General features: G+C 68.3%; 22 protein-coding genes. 8 read left to right on the top strand and 14 right to left on the bottom strand.

Annotation, left to right across the window (positions count from 1 at the left end):
• Positions 1 to 64: 64 nt before the first annotated feature.
• Entirely contained in the window at positions 65 to 1,489 is a 1,425-nt protein-coding gene (locus RZE77_RS00250) for an FAD-binding oxidoreductase (protein ID WP_319440176.1), read from the bottom strand.
• Positions 1,490 to 1,573: 84 nt separating this feature from the next.
• Here RZE77_RS00250 and RZE77_RS00255 point away from each other — a divergent pair, with 84 nt between their 5' ends.
• The 4 genes from RZE77_RS00255 (at position 1,574) to RZE77_RS00270 (ending at position 3,908) form a co-directional block, all read left to right on the top strand.
• Positions 1,574 to 2,080 carry a DinB family protein gene (locus RZE77_RS00255; protein WP_319440177.1) on the top strand — a complete coding sequence of 169 codons (507 nt, stop codon included), beginning with the start codon at positions 1,574 to 1,576 and terminating at the stop codon, positions 2,078 to 2,080.
• Positions 2,081 to 2,097: 17 nt separating this feature from the next.
• Positions 2,098 to 2,703 carry a cob(I)yrinic acid a,c-diamide adenosyltransferase gene (locus RZE77_RS00260; protein WP_319440178.1) on the top strand — a complete coding sequence of 202 codons (606 nt, stop codon included), beginning with the start codon at positions 2,098 to 2,100 and terminating at the stop codon, positions 2,701 to 2,703.
• Positions 2,700 to 3,062: a hypothetical protein gene (locus RZE77_RS00265; RefSeq protein ID WP_319440179.1), complete on the top strand. Its 363-nt coding sequence runs from the start codon at positions 2,700 to 2,702 to the stop codon at positions 3,060 to 3,062. The genes RZE77_RS00260 and RZE77_RS00265 overlap by 4 nt, the downstream gene beginning before the upstream one ends.
• 327 nt (positions 3,063 to 3,389) lie before the next feature.
• Positions 3,390 to 3,908: a class IV adenylate cyclase gene (locus tag RZE77_RS00270; RefSeq protein WP_319440180.1), complete on the top strand. Its 519-nt coding sequence runs from the start codon at positions 3,390 to 3,392 to the stop codon at positions 3,906 to 3,908.
• A 9-nt stretch (positions 3,909 to 3,917) separates the two neighbouring features.
• On the opposite strand, the gene RZE77_RS00275 is transcribed toward RZE77_RS00270, so the two are convergent.
• Both RZE77_RS00275 and RZE77_RS00280 read right to left on the bottom strand, forming a co-directional pair.
• Positions 3,918 to 4,556: a GDSL-type esterase/lipase family protein gene (locus tag RZE77_RS00275; protein ID WP_319440181.1), complete on the bottom strand. Its 639-nt coding sequence runs from the start codon at positions 4,554 to 4,556 to the stop codon at positions 3,918 to 3,920.
• Positions 4,557 to 4,569: 13 nt separating this feature from the next.
• Positions 4,570 to 4,752, bottom strand: a complete 183-nt coding sequence (locus RZE77_RS00280) for a hypothetical protein (protein ID WP_124960371.1) — start codon at positions 4,750 to 4,752, stop codon at positions 4,570 to 4,572.
• 177 nt (positions 4,753 to 4,929) lie between these two features.
• On the opposite strand from RZE77_RS00280, the gene RZE77_RS00285 reads away from it, so the two are divergent.
• Complete coding sequence (locus RZE77_RS00285; RefSeq protein WP_319440182.1) at positions 4,930 to 5,364, top strand: RcnB family protein; 435 nt, start codon at positions 4,930 to 4,932, stop codon at positions 5,362 to 5,364.
• Between the two features lie 95 nt (positions 5,365 to 5,459).
• Here RZE77_RS00285 and RZE77_RS00290 read toward each other — a convergent pair whose 3' ends face one another.
• Positions 5,460 to 5,720 carry a hypothetical protein gene (locus RZE77_RS00290; protein ID WP_319428362.1) on the bottom strand — a complete coding sequence of 87 codons (261 nt, stop codon included), beginning with the start codon at positions 5,718 to 5,720 and terminating at the stop codon, positions 5,460 to 5,462.
• Between the two features lie 114 nt (positions 5,721 to 5,834).
• Positions 5,835 to 6,779: a CysB family HTH-type transcriptional regulator gene (locus tag RZE77_RS00295; RefSeq protein WP_319440183.1), complete on the bottom strand. Its 945-nt coding sequence runs from the start codon at positions 6,777 to 6,779 to the stop codon at positions 5,835 to 5,837.
• A gap of 189 nt (positions 6,780 to 6,968) precedes the next feature.
• Between RZE77_RS00295 and RZE77_RS00300 the strand changes: the two genes are divergently transcribed.
• Both RZE77_RS00300 and RZE77_RS00305 read left to right on the top strand, forming a co-directional pair.
• Entirely contained in the window at positions 6,969 to 7,571 is a 603-nt protein-coding gene (locus tag RZE77_RS00300; RefSeq protein ID WP_124960305.1) for a TetR/AcrR family transcriptional regulator, read from the top strand.
• 218 nt (positions 7,572 to 7,789) lie between these two features.
• Positions 7,790 to 8,707 carry an alpha/beta fold hydrolase gene (locus tag RZE77_RS00305; protein WP_319440184.1) on the top strand — a complete coding sequence of 306 codons (918 nt, stop codon included), beginning with the start codon at positions 7,790 to 7,792 and terminating at the stop codon, positions 8,705 to 8,707.
• Between the two features lie 47 nt (positions 8,708 to 8,754).
• On the opposite strand, the gene minE is transcribed toward RZE77_RS00305, so the two are convergent.
• From minE to RZE77_RS00330, 5 genes are all read right to left on the bottom strand, one after another.
• Positions 8,755 to 9,033: a cell division topological specificity factor MinE gene (gene minE / locus RZE77_RS00310; RefSeq protein WP_012745230.1), complete on the bottom strand. Its 279-nt coding sequence runs from the start codon at positions 9,031 to 9,033 to the stop codon at positions 8,755 to 8,757.
• 3 nt (positions 9,034 to 9,036) lie between these two features.
• The gene (minD, locus tag RZE77_RS00315) at positions 9,037 to 9,852 is read right to left on the bottom strand and encodes a septum site-determining protein MinD (protein ID WP_319428366.1); all 816 of its coding nucleotides are present in this window, start codon (positions 9,850 to 9,852) and stop codon (positions 9,037 to 9,039) included.
• Positions 9,853 to 9,907: 55 nt separating this feature from the next.
• On the bottom strand, positions 9,908 to 10,684 hold the full coding sequence (gene minC / locus RZE77_RS00320) for a septum site-determining protein MinC (RefSeq protein WP_047784497.1): 777 nt from the start codon (positions 10,682 to 10,684) through the stop codon (positions 9,908 to 9,910).
• A gap of 121 nt (positions 10,685 to 10,805) precedes the next feature.
• Positions 10,806 to 12,092, bottom strand: coding sequence for a solute carrier family 23 protein (locus tag RZE77_RS00325; RefSeq protein ID WP_319440185.1), 1,287 nt, complete (start codon positions 12,090 to 12,092; stop codon positions 10,806 to 10,808).
• A gap of 92 nt (positions 12,093 to 12,184) precedes the next feature.
• Positions 12,185 to 12,607: a hotdog fold thioesterase gene (locus RZE77_RS00330; protein WP_319440186.1), complete on the bottom strand. Its 423-nt coding sequence runs from the start codon at positions 12,605 to 12,607 to the stop codon at positions 12,185 to 12,187.
• Between the two features lie 83 nt (positions 12,608 to 12,690).
• Here RZE77_RS00330 and RZE77_RS00335 point away from each other — a divergent pair, with 83 nt between their 5' ends.
• On the top strand, positions 12,691 to 14,031 hold the full coding sequence (locus tag RZE77_RS00335; RefSeq protein ID WP_319440187.1) for an AsmA family protein: 1,341 nt from the start codon (positions 12,691 to 12,693) through the stop codon (positions 14,029 to 14,031).
• A 17-nt stretch (positions 14,032 to 14,048) separates the two neighbouring features.
• Here the strand turns inward: RZE77_RS00335 and RZE77_RS00340 are convergent, their stop codons facing one another.
• The 4 genes from RZE77_RS00340 to RZE77_RS00355 are packed head-to-tail and all read right to left on the bottom strand — an operon-like array spanning position 14,049 to position 18,776.
• Positions 14,049 to 15,866, bottom strand: a complete 1,818-nt coding sequence (locus tag RZE77_RS00340) for a feruloyl-CoA synthase (RefSeq protein WP_319440188.1) — start codon at positions 15,864 to 15,866, stop codon at positions 14,049 to 14,051.
• Between the two features lies 1 nt (position 15,867).
• Positions 15,868 to 16,809: a 3-hydroxyacyl-CoA dehydrogenase NAD-binding domain-containing protein gene (locus RZE77_RS00345; RefSeq protein WP_319440189.1), complete on the bottom strand. Its 942-nt coding sequence runs from the start codon at positions 16,807 to 16,809 to the stop codon at positions 15,868 to 15,870.
• A gap of 10 nt (positions 16,810 to 16,819) precedes the next feature.
• Positions 16,820 to 17,812, bottom strand: a complete 993-nt coding sequence (locus tag RZE77_RS00350) for a Bug family tripartite tricarboxylate transporter substrate binding protein (protein ID WP_319440190.1) — start codon at positions 17,810 to 17,812, stop codon at positions 16,820 to 16,822.
• Positions 17,813 to 17,852: 40 nt separating this feature from the next.
• Positions 17,853 to 18,776, bottom strand: a complete 924-nt coding sequence (locus RZE77_RS00355; protein ID WP_319440191.1) for a beta-keto acid cleavage family enzyme — start codon at positions 18,774 to 18,776, stop codon at positions 17,853 to 17,855.
• Positions 18,777 to 18,833 lie beyond the last annotated feature (57 nt).

Consider the following 18,833-nt stretch of genomic DNA (forward strand, 5'->3'; position numbering starts at 1 on the left):
AGCGACAAGAAAGCCCGGGGCTCTTGCGAGCCGCCGGGCTTTTTCACGAACGCTTTCGTAGAGATCAGAGCGCGAAGATCTTTCCGGGATTCATGATGTTCTTCGGGTCGAGCGCGCGCTTGATGGTGCGCATCATGTCGATCGCACCCACGCCTGCTTCCGTCACCAGGAAGTCCATCTTGTGCAGCCCCACGCCGTGCTCGCCGGTGCAGGTGCCTTCCAGTGCCAGTGCGCGGCTCACGAGCGAATGGTTCAGTTCCTCGGCCTTCACACGCTCTTCGGGAATATTCGGGTCGAGCAGGTAGCCGAAGTGGAAATTGCCGTCGCCCACGTGGCCGACCAGGAAGTAGGGGATGCCGCTGGCATCGGCCTCGGCCACGGAGTCGAGCAGGCAGTCGGCCAGGCGCGAAATCGGCACGCAGGTGTCGGTCGAGATCACGCGGCAGCCGGGGCGCGACTGCACGGCCGCAAAGTAGGCGTTGTGCCGCGCGGTCCACAGGCGCGTGCGCTCCTCGGGCGTGCTGGCCCATTCGAAGGCATTGCCGCCATGGCCGCTCGCGAGTTCCTGCACCGTTTCGGCCTGCTCCCTCACGCCGGCCGGCGAGCCATGGAATTCCATCAGCAACATCGGCTCTTCGCGCAGGTTCAGCTTGGCGTAGGTGTTGACCATGCGCACCGTGTTCACGTCGATCAGTTCCACGCGCGCAATCGGCACGCCGAGCTGGATGGTCTCGATGGTGGTGCGCACCGCGGCCTCGATGCTCGGGAACGAGCAGATCGCGGCCGACACCGCCTCGGGCAGCGGATAGATGCGCAGCGTGACTTCGGTGACCACGCCCAGCGTGCCTTCGCTGCCCACCATGAGGCGCGTGAGGTCGTAGCCGGCGGAAGACTTCTTCGCGCGCGTGCCGGTGCGGATCACGTCGCCGCCGGCCGTGACCACTTCGAGCGCCAGCACGTTCTCGCGCATGGTGCCGTAGCGCACCGCGTTCGTGCCGCTCGCGCGCGTGGCGGTCATGCCGCCGATGGAGGCGTCCGCGCCCGGGTCGATGGGAAAGAACAGGCCCGTGCTCTTGATCTCGTCATTGAGCTGCTTGCGCGTGACGCCGGGCTGCACGGTCACGGTGAGGTCGTCGGCATTGACCGACAGCACGCGGTTCATGCGCGACACGTCGATGCTGATGCCGCCCTGCACCGCCAGCAGGTGGCCTTCGAGCGAAGAGCCCACGCCGAAGGGAATGACCGGCACGCTGTGCTCGCTCGCGAGCTTCACCGCGTCGGCCACGTCCTGCGTGCTTTCGGCAAAAACCACGGCCGAGGGGGGCGGCGCATCGAACGAGGACTCGTCGCGGCCGTGCTGCGTGCGCACGGCCATGGCCGTGGAACAGTTGACGCCGAAGCGCGCTTTCAGGCCCTCGATCAGGCTGTCGGGCACATCGCGCAGATGAAGCTCCGGCATCAGGTGCGAGGTTTGGGTCGGGGCGTTCATCGGGCGTCTCCTGGGTGAAATGGGGCGGGGGCTCTGTTCGGCCATTTTACGGAGCGAGCACCATAATGCGCTTCGGAAAAAGCCATGAACCCCACGACCCTCACAGCGCTCGCCGCATTCCCCTCGCAGCTCGAAGCCCACTATGCGGCCATTCCCGATGCCTTCCGGCACTGGGCGCCGCCCTCGTGGGAGGGCGTGCCCAGCGAGTCCTTCACGGCCATCGAGCAGCTCTGCCATGTGCGCGACATCGAGGTCGAGGGCTATCACGTGCGCTTTCGCCGCACACTGGAAGAAAGCCATCCGACGCTGGCCTCGATCGACAGCGAACCACTCGCCATTGCGCGCGCCTATGGCATGGCCGACGCGGCAAAGGTGCTGGCGGAATTTCGCATTGCGCGTGCCTGGACCGTGGACATCGTCTCGAACCTGACGGACATGCAACTTGCGCGCACGGCCGTGTTCGAAGGCTATGGGCCGCTCACGATGCGCAGCCTTGTCCACTACCTCTGCAGCCACGACCAGCAGCATCTGGCGGGCCTGCAATGGCTGGCCGGCAAGATCGACGCGTCGAAGGCCGCGGTCGCCGCATAAACCAGGAGCACCCGATCATGGGCAACCGACTCTCGCAGATCGCCACCCGCACCGGCGACGACGGCACCACCGGCCTCGGCGACAACACCCGCGTGCCCAAGGACCACCTGCGCGTGCACGCGATGGGCGACGTGGACGAACTCAACTCGCAGATCGGCCTCTTGCTGTGCGAGCCCATGCCGGAGCCCGTGCGCGAGCTGCTGGTCGACGTGCAGCACCAGCTCTTCAACCTGGGCGGCGAGCTTTCGATGCCGGGCTTCACGCTGCTGAAGGCCGATGCGCTGCTGCAGCTGGACAACGCGCTGGCCGAGCACAACGCCGCCTTGCCGCGCCTGGCCGAATTCATCCTGCCCGCGGGCACGCGCGCGGCCTCGCTCGCGCATGTGTGCCGCACGGTGGCGCGCCGGGCCGAGCGCGCCGTGGTGGCGCTCGGCGCGACGACCGAGCTCAACGACGCGCTGCGCCAATATCTCAACCGGCTCAGCGACCTGCTCTTCGTGCTCGCGCGCGTGCTCAACCGGATGAACGGCGGCGACGACGTCTACTGGAAGAGCGAACGCATGGCGCGCGCCGCGGCGGCAGACGCTGCCGAGCCCAACGACGAAGAAGGAAGCCCATCATGACGAAAATACCTGCCCATGGATTCGCCCTGGCCGCGGCAAGCGCCGCGCTCCTGCTGCTGTCCTCCGCCACCGTTCATGCGCAGAGCGCCGACGGTCCGCCCGCGGCGCAGCCGGCGCACACGCTCAAGCCGCCGCCGCGTGACAGCAAGGTCGTGAACAGCGTGCAGCGCGGCACCAACGCCGCCGGCCGCGGCATCGACCGCGCCGAGGACGCGACACGGCGCGGCGTCAACAACGTTTCGGAAAAAGCCAGCCGGCCGGTGCGTCGGGTGGGGGAGTCCTTCGGGCGCAAGCTGGCACCGGGTTCGAGCGGGCGCACTGCGCCGCCGCCTGTGGGGCCGCAGGGTAACGCGCCCTGACATCGGTGTTTTGCGTGGCGCGCTTTGTTCGGGGCGCGCTCCCGCCGACGGGGTACCTTGCTCCGCGAATGTCCCCCGGCCTTCGGCCTCCTCCTTAATTTCGCTGCGCAAGGCACCCCATCAGCAGGAGCGTGATCAGAGCAGTCGTTGATCAGCGGTACACCACGAGCGTGCCCTGGTGCACAGGGCATCGGGTGCTCCCCGCAGCGAAATCAAGGAGGAGGGGCGTAGCCCCGGGGGACATTCGCGGAGGGGAGTACCCGGTGGCCTGTGCACGCGCCCTGAACAAGAACGACGAACAAAAGCCGCAACACACAGACCACCCGAATGGCAAGAAACATAGAGATCAAGGCCCGCATCGACAGCGTGGAACGCGTGGCACTCATCGCCGCGAAGCTCGCCGATTCAGGCCCTGTCGAAATCGCGCAGGACGACACTTTCTTCCGCTGCGACAACAGCGCCGACCGCCTCAAGCTGCGCACCTTCGCGCCCGACCGCGCCGAGCTGATCTTCTATCGCCGCGCCAACAGCAGCGGCCCGAAGGAATCGTTCTACCTGATCTCGCCCACCACCACGCCCGACATCTTGCGCGAATCGCTCACGCTCGCCTGGGGCCAGGCCGGCCGCGTGCGCAAGCAGCGCCGGCTCTTCATCGTGGGCCGCACGCGCGTGCACCTCGACCGCGTGGAAGGTCTGGGCGAATTCCTCGAACTCGAGGTGGTGCTGGAGGAAGGCGAGCCCGCCGAGGCCGGCATGGCCGAAGCCCATGCGCTCATGGCGCAACTGGGCATTGCGTCCGACCAGCTCGTGCAGGGTGCCTACGTCGACCTGCTGCAGGCCGCCTGAGCCTTGCCGTCAGCGCCAGCCCGCGGCCTTGAGCTGCTCGGCGAGCTGCTGCGCAACGCGGGCATAGCCCTCGGCATTGGCATGGATGCGGTCGGAGCGCAGCGATGCGTCCGACAGCACGCTCGAATACACATTGGGCACGAGCAGCGCCTGCCCCGTCTTCGCCACCTCCTCGTAGAACAGCGCATCGCTCAGCGAGCCGACGGCTGCGCGCATCGCGTCGGGCGAGGGCGTGGCCAGCAACGCCACGTAGGGCGTGTGGGCGCGCGCCTGGCTGACAAGGGCTGCGAGGTTCTCGCGCGTGGCCGCTGGCGACACGCCGCGCAGCATGTCGTTGCCGCCGATGCCGATCAGGACCGCGTCGTAGCTGCTCGCGGCCAGCAGCGGCGGCAGGCGTTCCAGCGCGCCGGCCGAGGTGTCGCCGTTGAGGCCCGCATTTTCGATCTGCCAACCGGTGAGCTCGCCCAGCTTCACGGGCCAGGCGGCCTCGGGCGGCGCGCCGTAGCCGAAAGTCAGGCTGTCGCCCAGCGCGAGCACGCGGGCATCGGATTTCAACGCGGCGGCGGAGGACTTGCGCTTGCCGCAGGCGGCCACAAGGGCGGCTGCGGGCACGCCGGCCAGCAGGTGGAGGAGGTGTCGTCGCTTCATGCTGCGCGCCGTCTCAGTCAGGACGCTTGAAGAAGCGGTACAGGCCCGCAACCAGCATGACCGCGCCCAGCAGGGCCACGGCGGTCTGGCCGCCTTGATAGCCGCCGATGCCGGCCGGCGGGCCCGACATGAGCCACCTCAGGAGCATGCCCCCGCCCCACACGATGCCGATGGCACCAATGATCTTGTCACGCATGTTGATGATGGCGCCTCCACGCCTGGATGGTTTGGAGGCCCATTGTCGCCAGGGTCGGACAACACGCCGCCCGGATACCTGCGCTTACCTGATTTCACCTGACCGCGACCTGATGCGGGCAGGGCAGACACAAGCGCCGCTGACAATGGACTCGTCATCAACACGAAGGAGTTCCAGATGATCATCAAGTCAAAGAGCATGGCCGTCGCTGCTGCGGCGCTCGCGATGTGCATGGCAGCGGGAAGCGCCTTCGCACAAGGCCGCGGCCACGACAACGACCATGACAACCGCGGCCGTGGCAACGGCCACGGACGCTACGAACAGCAGCACCGCCAGTTCGACCGGCACGACGATCGCCGCTACGGCCGCGAGGACTATCGTCCCGGCCGCCAGTTCGATCGCCGCGGCTACCCCCAGCCGCACGCGGAATGGCGCCGCGGCGGGCGCGTGCCCCACGAGTACCGCGGCCGCAACTACGTGGTGAACGACTGGCGCAGCTATCGCCTGCAGCAGCCGCCGCGCGGCTACCAGTGGGTGGGTGTGGGCGGCGACTACGTGCTCGCGGCCATTGCCACCGGCGTGATCGCGCAGATCATCGTGGGCAGCCAGTAACCAGCCGGGCGCGCAGGCTGCTGCTGCGCGCCGCACATTTCAAGACCGCCGTGGGTTTCCTGCGGCGGTCTTTTTGTTTGGGCCGCGCGAGGCCCTCAGGCCGCCACCGTGGGCAGCGACTGGGCGCAGACATTGCGCCCGGTGATGGTGAGCCGCAGGCCGCCGCCGTGCCATTCGAGCCAGTTCAGGCTCACGTAGGCCTCGATGTCGCTGTCGTCGATGCGGTCCGCCTGGCGGCTCTGCAGCAGTTCCACCGTGGCGGGCAATGCCCGCCTCAGCCGCTCGCGCCGTTCGGCGGCGTCGGCGGCCTTCAGGGCGGCCCTTGTTTTCTGTTGCTGCTGCGGGGTCGATGCCATTGCTGATCCGTTCCGGGAAGCCAAGGAATTAACCCGAATGTACGCCCCCTGTGTGAAGCAGCGCGCATCTTTTTAAAACCTGTTGCTGCGGGCGCCGAATACGTTGCGCAGTCGCTAGATTTCGTAGTGCGATCCCCTGGGATCATCGCCCAGAGCCTTTTCGACGACCGCGCGCGTCAACGTGGGTGCGAACGACTCGATGAAGGCGTGGACGTACTTGCGCAGGTAGTTGCCGCGCCGCACCGCGAGCTTGGTCATGTTGATGCCGAAGAGCCGGCCCGCATCGAGGGCGCGCAGCTGCGTGTCGCGCTCCGTCTCGTACGCCACGCCGGCCACGATGCCCACGCCCATGCCCAGCTGCACGTAGGTCTTGATCACGTCGGCGTCCATCGCGGCCAGCACGATGTTGGGCGCGAGCCCGCGCTGTGCAAAGGCCTCGTCGATGCGCGAGCGCCCGGTGAAGCCGGTGTCGTAGGTGATCAGCGGATGGCGCGTGAGCGCCTCGAGCGTCAGCGGCGCATCGAGCAGCGCATGGCCCGGCGGCACGATCACCGAGTGCGTCCAGCGGTAGCAGGGCAGGGCCACCAGCTGGGGATAGTCGCCCAGCGCCTCCGTTGCAATGCCCACGTCGGCCTCGCCGTCGATCAGCATCTGCGCGATCTGCTTGGGCGAGCCCTGGTGCAGGTGCAGCTTCACGTTGGGAAACTGCGCGCGGAATTCCTGCACCGCCACCGGCATCGCATAGCGCGCCTGCGAATGCGTGGCCGCCACCGAGAGCAGGCCGCTTTGCTGCGCCACGAACTCCTGCCCGGCATGGCGCAGGTTGCTGCTCTCCATCAGCATGCGCTCGATGATCGGCAGCACGTGGCCGCCCGGCTCGGTGAGCCCGGTGAGCCGCTTGCCGGCGCGCACGAAGAGTTCGATGCCGAGCTCTTCCTCCAGCTCGCGGATCTGCCGGCTCACGCCGGGCTGGGAGGTGTGGAGGGTATGGGCGACTTCGGTCAGGTTGAAGCCGCAACGAACGGCCTCGCGTACCGAGCGCAGTTGTTGGAAGTTCATCTGGCGCGGAAGAAGATCAGGGGAAAGGCACGGGCCCGCAGCGGGCCGAGCGGCGATTCTCGGCACAAGTGCTTATGCGGGGAACGATGCGTTTGTTGGTTTCACATGAGCAAAACATCTGTACGGCCACCTGCCGCTGTGGCTTCGAACGAATTTGCAATTTCGCACGACTGTGCTAAAGTCGCCTCCATGGACGCCAAGACCCAGAAAAGCGAACTCACCCGCGCCGCCATCGTCGGCGCGGCGATGGACCTCGCCTTGGCCGAAGGCCTGGAGGCCATCACGCTGCAGGCCGTGGCCAGCCGCCTGGCGCTCTCCAAGAGCGGCGTCTTCTCGCGCGTGGGCTCGCGCGAGGCGCTGCAGAAGGCGGTGATCGAGGAATACGGCCGCCGCTTCCTGGCCGACGTGTTCGTGCCGGCCATGCAAAAGCCCAAGGGTCTTGCGCGGCTCGACGACATCGTCGGGCGCTGGATTGCCCGCACCCGCGACATCGAGGCCGAAACCGGCTGCATCTACATGGCGGGCGCCTTTGAATACGACGACCGCGAAGGCGAGCTGCGCGACCTGCTGTTCGGCGAGATCACGCGCTGGCGCGCCGCGCTGCGCCGCACGGTGCTCCAGGCAGTGGAAACCGGCGAGCTGCGGCCCGACACCGACCCTGCACAGCTGGTCAGCGAATTGAACGGCCTCGTCATGGGCCTGCTGCACGACGCGCGCTTCCTGCGCGACCCCCAGGCCGCCGATCACGCCACGCAGACCTGGCAGCGGCTTCTTTCGAGCTACCGCGCCTGAGCCACCACGGCACAGGCCACTCCGTTCCGTCTTTCTTTGTCTTAATTTCGCACGATCGTGCGATAAAAAGGAGAAGCACCATGCTGATCATTGCCCTCTGTCTTGCCGTCTACCTGGGCGCCATCGGCGCCGAAACGGTCCGCACCGCGCTGCGCAGCTTGCCGCGCAGCAACGAGGACTGGGTCTGGTACTGAATGAAGAACGCGGGAGCCCATGGCATGACGAGCACCACCACCTCCGCGGCCACGCATGCCGCCCAGTCCAACTACTACCGCCCGGGCCGGCTGATGCGTGCATTGCGCTTCGGCCTGACCGCCTCGCAGCGCCTGTGGCCCGCGCTGGGCGTGCGCGCGGCCTACCGCGTGTTCGGCACGCCGCTGCCGTCCAAGTGGCTCTATCGCGGCCAGGGGCCCGGTGCCGGCTGGCGGCGCGAAGCCTGGGCCTTCGAGAACGCCGGCCTCGGCCTCTATCACCTGGCTGCGCAGGACTTCGGTGCGGAATCGGCGCCCGTCGTGCTGCTGGTGCACGGCTGGGGCGGGCATGCGGGGCAGATGCTGGCGCTCGCGCAGGCGCTGGCCGATGCGGGCCTGCGGCCGGTGCTGCTCGAACTGCCGGCCCATGGCCGCAGCGCGGGCACGATGAGCAACTCGCCGCAGTTCGCGCGGGCCATTGCCTACGTCGTTGCAAGGTTGGCGGCCGACGGCCATGCGCTGCGCGCGGTGGCCGCCCATTCGCTGGGTGCCAACGGGCTGGCGCTGGCGGCCGCGCAGGGCCTGCAGGCCGAACGGCTGGTGCTGCTTGCGCCGCCGGCCTCGCCGCGCGAATACACGCGCTACTTTGCGCACACCTTCGGCCTCAGCGAGGCGACGCGCCTGGCCATGCAGCGGCGCTTCGAGGCGCGCGAAGGCGTCCTGATGGCACAACTGGAGCCGGCGGCCGTCGGTCCGCGCATCGCGCAGCCGACGCTGATCGTGCATGACCGCGACGACCGCGTGAACCGCTTTGCGGACGCCGAGGCCTACAGGGACGTGATCAAGGGGGCGCAGCTGGTGGCCACGCAGGGGCTGGGGCACCGCCGCATCCTCAAGGAGGAGGACGTGGTCCGCCAGGTGGTGCGCTTCGTGGCGCAGCCCTGAGCGGCGGGCGGACGCAGGCGGGTGCGCCCCGCCCGCGCGTTCTTTCTTCAGCGCGCCGGCGAAGGTGCCGGGTCGGGCAGCTCGATCTTGATGTCGAGCACTTCGAGGTCGTCCTGCTTTTCCAGGTGGACCTTGATGTCGTCGGCATTGATCTTCACGTACTTGGAGATCACCGCCATCAGCTCGCGCTGCAGGTCGGGCAGGTAGTCGGGGCGCTTCTTGCCGCTGAGGCTGGACCGCTCGTGCGCGAGGATGATCTGCAGCCGCTCCTTGGCGACGCTGGCCGTCTTCTTCTTTTCGCCGAGCAGGAACGAGAAAAAGGACATGGCCTACTTGCCTCCGAAAATTCGCTTGAAGAAGCCCGGCTTTTCGGCGTCGACGAAGCGCATCGGGCGGTCTTCGCCCAGGAAGCGCGCCACCACGTCGCTGTAGGCCTTGGCCACGTCGGTATCCTTGTCGTGGATCGCGGGCACGCCCTGGTTGGAAGCCTGCAGCACGCTTTCCGACTCGGGAATGACGCCGATCAGCTTGATGCGCAGGATGTCCTGGATGTCTTCCAGCGAGAGCATCTGGCCGCCGGCCACGCGGTTGGGGTTGTAGCGGGTGATCAGCAGGTGCTCCTTGATGGGGTCGCCGCCTTCCTTCGCCCGCTTGGTCTTGCTGCTGAGCATGCCCAGGATGCGGTCGGAGTCGCGCACCGAGGATACCTCGGGGTTGGTCACCACGAGCGCCTCGTCGGCAAAGTGCATGGCCATCATCGCGCCGGTCTCGATGCCGGCGGGCGAATCGCAGACGATGTAGTCGAAGTCCATGGCGGCCAGGTCGGTCAGCACCTTTTCGACGCCTTCCTGCGTGAGCGCTTCCTTGTCGCGCGTCTGCGAGGCCGCGAGCACGAACAGGTTGTCGCACTGCTTGTCCTTGATGAGCGCCTGGCTCAGGTTGGCCTCGCCCTGGATCACGTTGATCAGGTCGTACACCACGCGGCGTTCGCAGCCCATGATGAGGTCGAGGTTGCGCAGGCCCACGTCGAAGTCGATCACCGCCGTCTTCTTGCCCGCGAGCGCGAGGCCCGACGCAAAGCTGGCGCTCGTCGTGGTCTTGCCGACGCCGCCCTTGCCTGAGGTCACCACCACAATTTTGGCCATGGCCATTCCTTCTTGTTTCGATTCGGTTGTTGGTTGTCGGATGCGGCGCGGCCCGTCAGGGAATCGCGTCGATCACCAGCTTCTTGCCATCCAGGCGTATCTGGGCCGGCTTGCCGAGCACCGGGTCGGGCAGCGGCACTTCGTTGGTGCGATAGATGCCCGCAATGGCCACGAGCTGCGCTTCCATGCAGGTCGAGAAGATGCGCGCCTCGGTGTTGCCGCGCGCGCCGGCAATGGCCTTGCCCCGCAGCGGCGCGTAGACGTGCACGTTGCCGTCGGCAATGACCTCGGCGCCGAAGCTCACCACCGCGGTCACCACCACGTCGCCGCCGCGGGCGTAGACCTGCTGGCCCGAACGCAGCGGCTTGTCGATCAGGAGCGTGCCGTTGGCCGGCACCGGCACTTCGCGCACGATCTGCGGTGCTTCGCTGGCGGGCGCCGGCGAAGCAGCCGGCGGCGTTGGGGAGCGCGGCGCGGGCGCCACCGGCATGGCCGTGAGCGACAGGCCGGCCGCGCGCGCCGCGGCATTCTGGGCGTTGTTGCCCCCGCGCACCGCGATGGGCTGCGTCTGGTGGCGCGCCAGCAGGCCGCGCAGTGCCGCAAAGTCGAGCTCGGCGGGTTCCTCGCCGCTTTCCTCGTCCGGCTGCAGCTGCGAGAGGTCGATGACCACCGGCTCCTGCTCGAAGAAATCGGGCGAGTCGGCCAGCTGCGCGTCGAGGGCCTCGGCCAGCACGGCCAGGTCGGCCGTCTTGAGGATCACTGCAATCAGCGGCAGCGTGGCGCTCTTGAATTCGAAAACCGCCTTGGTGCGCGCGGCGGAGACATCGGCCATTGGAAAACGTCGGTGCGAAAAGCGTTGAAGTCTAACGGGCGCGGGCTTCCGGCCAGTGACCGGCCCCCGCTTCAATCACCCCGCAGAACATTTATTGCACGAGGTTTCACTTTTAAAAGGCTCAGGCGTTGCGCGATCTGCCGAGCAGTGCGTAAAGAATGATCGCCCCGAAAGTCGCGGTGCCGATGCCGCCGAGCGCAAAGTCGCCGAACTTCAGCGTGAAGTCGCCGGTGCCGATGATCAGCGTGATGGCGGCCACGATCAGGTTCTTGTTCTGCGAGAAGTCGACCTTGTTGTCGACCCAGATCTTGGCGCCGGCAATGGCGATGAGGCCGAACACCACGATGCTCACGCCGCCCATCACCGGCAGCGGAATGGCCTGGATCAGCGCGCCGAACTTGGGGCTGAAGCCCAGCACCAGCGCGATGAGCGCGGCCACCACGAACACCGCCGTCGAGTAGATGCGCGTGGCCGCCATCACGCCGATGTTCTCGGCATAGGTGGTCACGCCGGTGCCGCCCGAGGCACCGCTCACCACCGTGGCAATGCCGTCGCCGATGAAGGCGCGGCCGATGTAGGGGTCGAGGTTGCGGCCGGTCATGGCCGTGACCGCCTTCAGGTGGCCGAGGTTCTCGGCCACCAGGATGATGGCCACGGGCGCGATCAGCAGCATGGCGTTGGCCGTGAACACCGGTGCGGTGAAGGTCGGCATGCCGAACCACGCCGCGTTGGCGATGCCGCCCAGGTCCACCGGCTTGCCCAGGCCCATGCCGTTGGTCAGCGCCGCATAGACCAGCGTGGCCAGGATCAGCCCGACCAGGATCAGGAGCCGCTGCAGCATGCCGCGCGTGAACACCGCCACCAGCCCCACGCAGAGGAAGGTGACGGCCTGCATCCACGAATCGAAATTGCTGGCCGCCATGTTCTTGATCGGCACGCCCGCCAGGTTGAGCCCGATCACCGCCACCACCGCGCCCGTGACCACCGGCGGCATGAAGCGCTCGATCCAGCCGGTGCCGATGGCCTGCACGAGGGCGCCGATCAGGATGTAGACCACCCCGCAGGCCACGATGCCGCCCAGCGCCACCGCGATGTTGGCGTTGGGCCCCTTGCCCGCATAGCCGCTGGCCGCGATCACCACGCCGATGAACGCGAAGCTCGAGCCCAGGTAGCTGGGCACCTTGCCGCCCGTCACCAGAAAGAAGATCAGCGTGCCGATACCGCTCATCAGGATGGCGATGTTGGGATTGAAGCCCATCAGGATGGGCGCCAGCACCGTGGCGCCGAACATCGCGATCACGTGCTGCACGCCCATCGCGCCGGTCTGCAGCCAGGGCAGGCGTTCGTCGGGCGCGACCACGCTGCCCTCGGTGGCGGCGACTTCGCGCCAGCTGAACAGGTTGCTCATGAGTGGTTATCTCCTCGGTAGTTATTTATGTTCCTGGGGGGCTTCTCTCGGCCCGCTGCCGCCCGCGTGCCGGGCGGGTTTTCTTCTCTTCGCTAGCGCGGCGGCAGCACCGCCATTGTGATGCGTGAGACGCAGGTCAAGTCGCCCGCGTCGTTGGTCATGTCGATCTGCCACACCTGCGTGGTGCGCCCGCGGTGCACCGGCCGCGCGGTGCCCGTGACCCAGCCGCTGGTGGCCGAGCGGATGTGGTTGGCGTTGATGTCCAGGCCCACGGCCCGGTCTCCCACGGGGGCCGAGTAGTGCGCGCCGCAGGAGCCCAGCGTCTCGGCCAGCACCACCGAGACGCCGCCGTGCAGGATGCCGTAGGGCTGGCGGGTGCGTTCGTCCACCGGCACGCGGGCGCGGATGAAGTCGTCGCCTACCTCCAGGAACTCCATGCCCAGCGTGGACACGGCGGTGCCGATGTGGTTGCGGGTCAGTTCCTCGACAGAGATGTCTTTTTTCCAGATGCGCATTGGGTTTCTCCGGTGCAGGGTTTGGGAAACTATAGCGACGGCGGCTGACAACGGCAGTCGCCTTCGCGTGCTAAGTTGGTCTGATGAAACGCCCTCTTCGTCGTTGGCTCATCGGCATTGCCGCGGTCCTGCTGCTGGGGATCGGTGCGCTGCTGTGGTTGGCGAGCACCCGCCTGCCCAGCGACGAGGAAGTGGCCGCGCGGATCGCCGACGGCTTCGAGAGGCGCTTCGGCGTGGGCCTGAAGATCGGCGGCGCGCACTGGGCGCTGTGGCCCAGCCCCGTGCTGGTGCTGTCCGACCTGGCCACCGAGCAGCCGCGCCCGGTCACGCTGCGCCGCATCACGGTCCAGCTCAAGCTGCGGGAGCTGCTGCGCCGGGTCATCGCCATCGACGAGGTCGAGATCGAAAGCCTGGTGCTGCCGCGCGAGTCGATGCGCGCCTTCCGCGGCAAGGGCCCCAAGCCGAACGAGGGCGGCGGCATCGTCGCGCTGCCCGCGCCTTGGGCGCTGGCGCCGGTTCCGCTCGAAAAGCTGCGCTGGCGCGACCTGGCCTGGATCGACCGGCGCGACATTGCACTGGCCTACGACGGCGAAATCAGCTTCGACGCCGGCTGGCGGCCGCGCCAGGTCCGCATCGAGCGCACGGGCGTGTCGCCGCCCGCCCGGCTGCGGCTGGACCGCGCCGCCGGACAGGACCGGTGGCGCACCCGCATCGACATTGGCGGCGGCACGGCGAACGGCGTGGCCCGGTTCGAGACCCTGCCGCCGAACGACCTGCTGCGCGTGTCGGCCGAGCTCGAGCCCCGGCAGGTGGACATCGAGGGCTTGGTGCAGGCCTTCGGCCGGCGCAGCGCCGTGGCCGGCAAGGCCTCGGGCCAATCGACGCTGGTGGCCGAGGCCGGCGAGGTGGGCGCGCTCTTGCGCAGCCTGCGCACCCGCACCACCTTCTCGGTCCGGCCGGCCACGCTCACGCGGCTGGACCTGGCCAGGGCCGTGACCACCGCCGGCATCAGCCGCGGCGGCAGCACGCCGCTGGACGAGCTCACCGGCGTGCTCGACACGCAGGGCACCGACGACGGCGTGGTGCTGCGCTACACCGCGCTCAGGGCGCGCTCGGGCGTGCTCACGGCCAGCGGCCACCTGCGGCTCTTCAACCGCAAGCTGGACGGCGAGATCGCGGTCGATCTCATCGACGGCGTGGTGGGCATGCCGCTCCAGATCGGCGGGACCATGAGCGAGCCGGAGGTGTCGCTGACCGGTGGCGCGCTGGCCGGCGCGGCGGTCGGCACCGCGCTGCTGCCGGGCGTGGGCACGGCCATCGGCGCGCGTGCGGGGCAGCAGATGGAAAAGCTCTTCGGCGCGGAAGAGCCGGCGAAGAAAAAGGCGCCGCCGGCGACTCGCAAGGGCGCGGCGGTGTCTCCCTGAGGTGCCGGCGAGGCCGCTCAGTCGCGCAGCCGGATCACCTGCAGGTCGTGGTCTGCGCCGGCATGCAGCCGCGCCACCTCGGCCGCGCGGCGCGTGAGCACCGCGCGCTGGTTGATGTAGCCCTTGTCGGTGATCTCGCCGGCGTCCAGGTTCGGCGGTTCGACGAGCACCAGCGCGCGCGTGGGGCATTGCGAGGAGCCTGCGCCTTCGTCCCGCAGCGTGCGCAGCACTTCGGCGATGCGCCCGGCCAGCGCCTGCGGCGCGAGCGAAGCGGCCTGCGGGCTCGCGAACACCAGCATGCCGATCTCGTCGCGGTCGTGGCCCGTGAGCACCACGTCCTGCACATGCGGCGCCAGCATCGAGACCAGCTTCACGCGCAGCGTGCCCACCGAGACCCAGGTGCCGCTCGAGAGCTTGAAGTCCTCGGCCACGCGGCCGTTGAAGATCACGCCCTGCGCAGGATCGGCTGGGTTTGCAAGAAAGCCTGCATCGCCGATGCGGTAGTAGCCCTCGTCGTCGAAAGCCTCGGCGGTTTCGCGCGGCGCATGGCGGTAGCCCGGGAACACCGAGACGCCCTTGACGCGCATCTCGAGCTTCTGGCCGTTGGGCACGAACTTGAGTTCGAGCCCCGGCAGCGGTGCGCCGATGCAGCCCGCGCCGTCGAGCTTCCAGTGCGCCGAGGTGATGGCCGGCGAAGTCTCCGTGGCGCCCCACGAGGTGGTGAGCCACAGCGGCCGCTCGGGCCGCACGCGCTGCGCCACGGCTTCGAGCCGCTGCCAGGTCGAGGGCGCGAGCGCCGCGGCCGCATAGAAGGCCAGCCGCAGCCGCGAGAGCACTTCGGCGGCGAGCGCATCGTCGGCTTCGAGAAACGGCAGCAGCATGTCGAAGCCGCGCGGCACGTTGAACAGCAGCGTGGGCTTCACCTCGCGCAGGTTGCGCACGGTCTTCTCGATCAGGCCCGGCGCGGGCCGGCCTTCGTCGATGTAGAGCGCGCCGCCATGGGCGAGCACCATGTGCAGGTTGTGGTTGCCGCCGAAGGTGTGGCTCCAGGGCAGCCAGTCGACCAGCACCGGCTTCTCGTCGTTCAAAAAACGCCAAGTCTGCGCCATCATCTGCTGGTTGGCGCAGAGCATACGGTGCGTGTTGATCACCACCTTGGGCTTGCCGGTGGAGCCCGAGGTCAGCAGGTACTTGGCTTGGGTATCTGGCAGGATGGCCTCGTAGGCCTGCATCACGGCCGGCGTCTCGCGCGCCTGCAGCAGCTGAGCGAAGGGCAGGGCGCCGGCATGCGCATCGGCGTTGCGGCTGAACACCACGGGCACCTCGATGCCGCAGCCCGCGAGCGCACCGCCGTAGATCCTGGCGTCCGAGGCGTAGATCAATGCCGGCTGCAGCGCCTGCAGCATGCCGTGCAGCCTCGACGGATCCCTGGCCAGGCGCGAATACGCGCTCGACAGCGAGCATGCGGTGCGCCCGATGTGCATGGCCGCGAGCATCAGCACCGCGTGGTCGATCGCGTTGTCCGAGAGGATCACGATGGGCTTTTCGGCCGGCAGCTCCAGATCGAGCAGCGCCTGCGCGACGGCGCCCACGGCTTGGCGCAGTGCGCGGTAGTCGAGCTTGCGCCAGTGTTCGCCGCTGTCGTCGCGTTCCGCGAAGGCCAGCGCCTCGGGCGTCTCGCGCGCCCAGCGCTCCAGCCATTCGCCGATGCAGCGCGCATAGGGCTTGAGCGCCATCGGCGAACGCAGCGCGAAGGAGCCGTCGTCGAAGTCGATGCGCACGGTGCGCGGCGGGGCGATCTGGCTTTCGTCGAGGAGGAAGTCGTCGTCTTTCATTTCAATCGAGTCTGCCGGTTTCGGTCTTCGCGCGAATCAGGTTCAACAGCAGGATGTCGCGGGCAGCCTCGAGCTCGGCCACGCGCCGCGCGCCCAGTTCTTCGGCCACACCTTCGGTCACCTTCCGCTTGAGTTCTTCGGTCATCGTCGGTGCGCCCAAGTCCTTCCACCAGTCCTCGATCGGCCCGCCCAGGTGCGCGAGCACATGTTCGATGCCGCCCGCGCCGCCCGAGAGATGCAGGTTCATGAACGGCCCCATCACCGCCCAGCGCAGGCCGGGGCCGTGCGCAATGGCGGTGTCGATGTCGGCCACGCTCGCCACGCCCTCGTCGACCAGGTGGAAGGCCTCGCGCCAGAGCGCGGCCTGCAGCCGGTTCGCGATGTGGCCCTTGACCTCGCGCTTCACATGGATCGGCCGCTTGCCGATGGCGGCGTAGAAGGCCATCGTGCGTTCGATGGCCTGGGCCGAGGTGCGCTCGCCGCCGACCACCTCCACCAGCGGGATCAGGTGCGGGGGGTTGAAGGGATGGCCCAGCACCACGCGTTCCGGATGCTTGCATTCGGCCTGCACCGCGCTGATTGCCAGCCCCGAGGAGCTCGACGCCAGGATGGCGTGGGCCGGCGCGGCCTCGTCCATGCGCCGGAACAGGTCGACCTTGAAATCCAGCCGCTCGGGGCCGCTTTCCTGGACGAAGTCGGCCTGCGCCACCGCATCTTCGAGCCGCGCATGAAAGCGCAGCCGCCCGGCCGAGGCGCCGGTGGCCAGGCCGAAGCGCTCGAGCGTGGGCCAGTGCGCGGCCACGGCCGTGCGCAGCCGCGCCTCGGCATCGGGCGAGGGGTCGGTGGCCTCCACGTCGAGGCCGCGCGCGAGAAAGTAGGCGGCCCAGCTGGCGCCGATGACGCCGGTGGCGACCACCGCCACGCGTTTCGGAGTCGGTTCCATCTGCATCGCCTCAGGAGTCGGCCGTGAAGCCGATCTTCTTGACCAGCGGACCCCAGCGCTCGGCCTCGGCGCGCTGCGAGCGCGCCATCTCCTCGGTCGTGGAGCCCTGGGCGATCAGGCCGACCACGGCCAGGCTGTCCGTCACCACCTTTTCCTTGATGGCCGCGTTGATCGCCGCGTTGGCCGCCGCGACCACGCTAGCCGGCGTCCGGGCCGGGGCGTAGAAGCCGAACCATTCCTCGGTGGTCAGCTCGGCGAAGCCCTGCTCGGCGAAGGTCGGCACTTCGGGCGAGAAGGGCGAGCGCGCCTTGCCCGAGGTCGCGAGCAGCCGCAGCTTGCCAGCCTTGTGGTTGGGAATGAAGTCGCCGCTGGGCGTGACCATGGCGGCGATCTGCCCGCCCACCACGTCGGTCACGCCGGGGATGGAGCCGCGGTAGGGAACGTGCTTGAGATCGACCCCGTTGTTGAGGCCCAGCAGCGCGCCGATGAAGTGCGGCGTCGAGCCGGCCGCGGGCGAGCCGTAGCTGGCCTGGTTCGGGTTGGCCTTGGCCCAGGCGAGGAAGTCCTTCACCGTGCGCACCTCGGGCGGCACCAGCGGGCCGACCGCGAGGCCATGGTGCATGACGGCGGCAATCGATACCGGCACGAAGTCCTTGGCCGGGTCGTAGCTGAGCTTGCTGTAGATGTGCGGATAGATCGAGGTGCACGAGAACGGCGACAGCGCCAGCACGCTGCCGTCGGCCGGCGCGCTCTTGAGGGTTTCCAGCGCGATGCGTCCGCCGGCGCCCGGCTTGTTCTCGACCACGGCCACGTTGCGGGAATAGGCCGAGCCCGCGAGCTTTTCGCCCACGCGGCGCGCCACGCTGTCGCCCGCGCTGCCGGCCGGGAAGCCGTAGTAGATCTTGACCTGCTCGAGCGCCTGGGCCAGTGCGGCCAGCGGCGAGAGGGCGCCCAGCGCAGTGGCGGCGCCGAGCGTGTGGAGGAAGTGGCGGCGGGTGTTCATGGATGTCTCCTTCGATTTTCTGGCGGGGTGAACGGCCGCTTCAGCGCGGCGCGAATTCGGGGCGCGGGCCGCCTCTGCGGGGCAGCCCCATCATCTGCCTTGCTTCGGCCGGCGTGGCCACTTCCATGTCGAGCTCATGGATGATGCGCACGATGCGTTCGGTGAGCTGCACGTTGGTGGCCAGCTCGCCGTGGCGGAAGTAGAGGTTGTCTTCGAGCCCCACGCGCGCATGGCCGCCCAGCAGCAGCGCCGCCAGGTTGGCTTCCAGCTGCGAGGTGCCGATGCCGCTCACGCCGAAGATGCTGCCGCGCGGCAGGGTGTCGACCATCATCTGCAGGAAGCGCGGCGAATACGGCATGGCGTTCTGGAAGTTGCGGTGCACGTTCATCACCAGGTTGATGAAGTAGGGCTCGTCGTCATGGCCCTCGTCGATCAGCGTGGTCGTGTCCTGCAGAATGTGCGTGGGGCTGAACACCTCCCACTCGGGCTTGATGCCGCGCGCCTTCATGCCGGCGGCGAGCTCACGGCCGCGGGTGATGGGCGTGTCCATCAGGATCTGCTTGCCCTCGAAGCTCAGGTTGAGCGTGGTGGCGTCGAGCGTGCACATCTCGGCGCCCGCGTCCATGCCCTTGATGCGCTCTTCCCAGGCGATCTCCCAGCGATTGCCGGCCAGCGGCTTCACCATGTCGCCATGCACGCCGCCGCCGGTGGAGTTGTTGATGACGATGTCGCAGCCGGCATTGCGGATGCGGCTGTTGATGTCGCGGTACACGTCGGCATTGCAGGTGGCGCCGTCGTCGGGGCGGCGCGCATGGATGGCGGCCACGCTGGCGCCCGCGTTCCAGCAGCGCAGCACGTCGGCCGCGATCTCGTCGGGCTGGGTGGGAAGGTGGGGGTTCTGCGACTTGTGCGCCATGCCGCCGGTGGGGGCGATGGTCACGATCACTTTGCGCTTGGACGACATGCTCCGGGTCTCCTGGATGTCTCTTTCATGAGGGGCGCGCTATTATTTTTGGCGGCG

Origin of the sequence: Variovorax sp. SPNA7, from assembly GCF_033807855.1 — a bacterium.
Lineage (GTDB): Bacteria > Pseudomonadota > Gammaproteobacteria > Burkholderiales > Burkholderiaceae_C > Variovorax > Variovorax beijingensis.

What these genes read in the sequence shown, in the direction of transcription:
- RZE77_RS00335 (WP_319440187.1), top strand. Translation starts at nt 12,691, where the DNA reads ATGAAACGCCCTCTTCGTCGTTGGCTCATCGGCATTGCCGCGGTCCTG.
- RZE77_RS00345 (WP_319440189.1), bottom strand. Translation starts at nt 16,809, where the DNA reads ATGGAACCGACTCCGAAACGCGTGGCGGTGGTCGCCACCGGCGTCATC.
- RZE77_RS00305 (WP_319440184.1), top strand. Translation starts at nt 7,790, where the DNA reads ATGACGAGCACCACCACCTCCGCGGCCACGCATGCCGCCCAGTCCAAC.
- RZE77_RS00260 (WP_319440178.1), top strand. Translation starts at nt 2,098, where the DNA reads ATGGGCAACCGACTCTCGCAGATCGCCACCCGCACCGGCGACGACGGC.
- minC (WP_047784497.1), bottom strand. Translation starts at nt 10,684, where the DNA reads ATGGCCGATGTCTCCGCCGCGCGCACCAAGGCGGTTTTCGAATTCAAG.
- RZE77_RS00300 (WP_124960305.1), top strand. Translation starts at nt 6,969, where the DNA reads ATGGACGCCAAGACCCAGAAAAGCGAACTCACCCGCGCCGCCATCGTC.
- RZE77_RS00295 (WP_319440183.1), bottom strand. Translation starts at nt 6,779, where the DNA reads ATGAACTTCCAACAACTGCGCTCGGTACGCGAGGCCGTTCGTTGCGGC.
- RZE77_RS00255 (WP_319440177.1), top strand. Translation starts at nt 1,574, where the DNA reads ATGAACCCCACGACCCTCACAGCGCTCGCCGCATTCCCCTCGCAGCTC.
- RZE77_RS00330 (WP_319440186.1), bottom strand. Translation starts at nt 12,607, where the DNA reads ATGCGCATCTGGAAAAAAGACATCTCTGTCGAGGAACTGACCCGCAAC.
- RZE77_RS00355 (WP_319440191.1), bottom strand. Translation starts at nt 18,776, where the DNA reads ATGTCGTCCAAGCGCAAAGTGATCGTGACCATCGCCCCCACCGGCGGC.
- minD (WP_319428366.1), bottom strand. Translation starts at nt 9,852, where the DNA reads ATGGCCAAAATTGTGGTGGTGACCTCAGGCAAGGGCGGCGTCGGCAAG.
- RZE77_RS00250 (WP_319440176.1), bottom strand. Translation starts at nt 1,489, where the DNA reads ATGAACGCCCCGACCCAAACCTCGCACCTGATGCCGGAGCTTCATCTG.
- RZE77_RS00340 (WP_319440188.1), bottom strand. Translation starts at nt 15,866, where the DNA reads ATGAAAGACGACGACTTCCTCCTCGACGAAAGCCAGATCGCCCCGCCG.
- RZE77_RS00265 (WP_319440179.1), top strand. Translation starts at nt 2,700, where the DNA reads ATGACGAAAATACCTGCCCATGGATTCGCCCTGGCCGCGGCAAGCGCC.
- RZE77_RS00325 (WP_319440185.1), bottom strand. Translation starts at nt 12,092, where the DNA reads ATGAGCAACCTGTTCAGCTGGCGCGAAGTCGCCGCCACCGAGGGCAGC.
- RZE77_RS00290 (WP_319428362.1), bottom strand. Translation starts at nt 5,720, where the DNA reads ATGGCATCGACCCCGCAGCAGCAACAGAAAACAAGGGCCGCCCTGAAG.
- RZE77_RS00275 (WP_319440181.1), bottom strand. Translation starts at nt 4,556, where the DNA reads ATGAAGCGACGACACCTCCTCCACCTGCTGGCCGGCGTGCCCGCAGCC.
- RZE77_RS00350 (WP_319440190.1), bottom strand. Translation starts at nt 17,812, where the DNA reads ATGAACACCCGCCGCCACTTCCTCCACACGCTCGGCGCCGCCACTGCG.
- minE (WP_012745230.1), bottom strand. Translation starts at nt 9,033, where the DNA reads ATGTCCTTTTTCTCGTTCCTGCTCGGCGAAAAGAAGAAGACGGCCAGC.
- RZE77_RS00270 (WP_319440180.1), top strand. Translation starts at nt 3,390, where the DNA reads ATGGCAAGAAACATAGAGATCAAGGCCCGCATCGACAGCGTGGAACGC.
- RZE77_RS00285 (WP_319440182.1), top strand. Translation starts at nt 4,930, where the DNA reads ATGATCATCAAGTCAAAGAGCATGGCCGTCGCTGCTGCGGCGCTCGCG.
- RZE77_RS00280 (WP_124960371.1), bottom strand. Translation starts at nt 4,752, where the DNA reads ATGCGTGACAAGATCATTGGTGCCATCGGCATCGTGTGGGGCGGGGGC.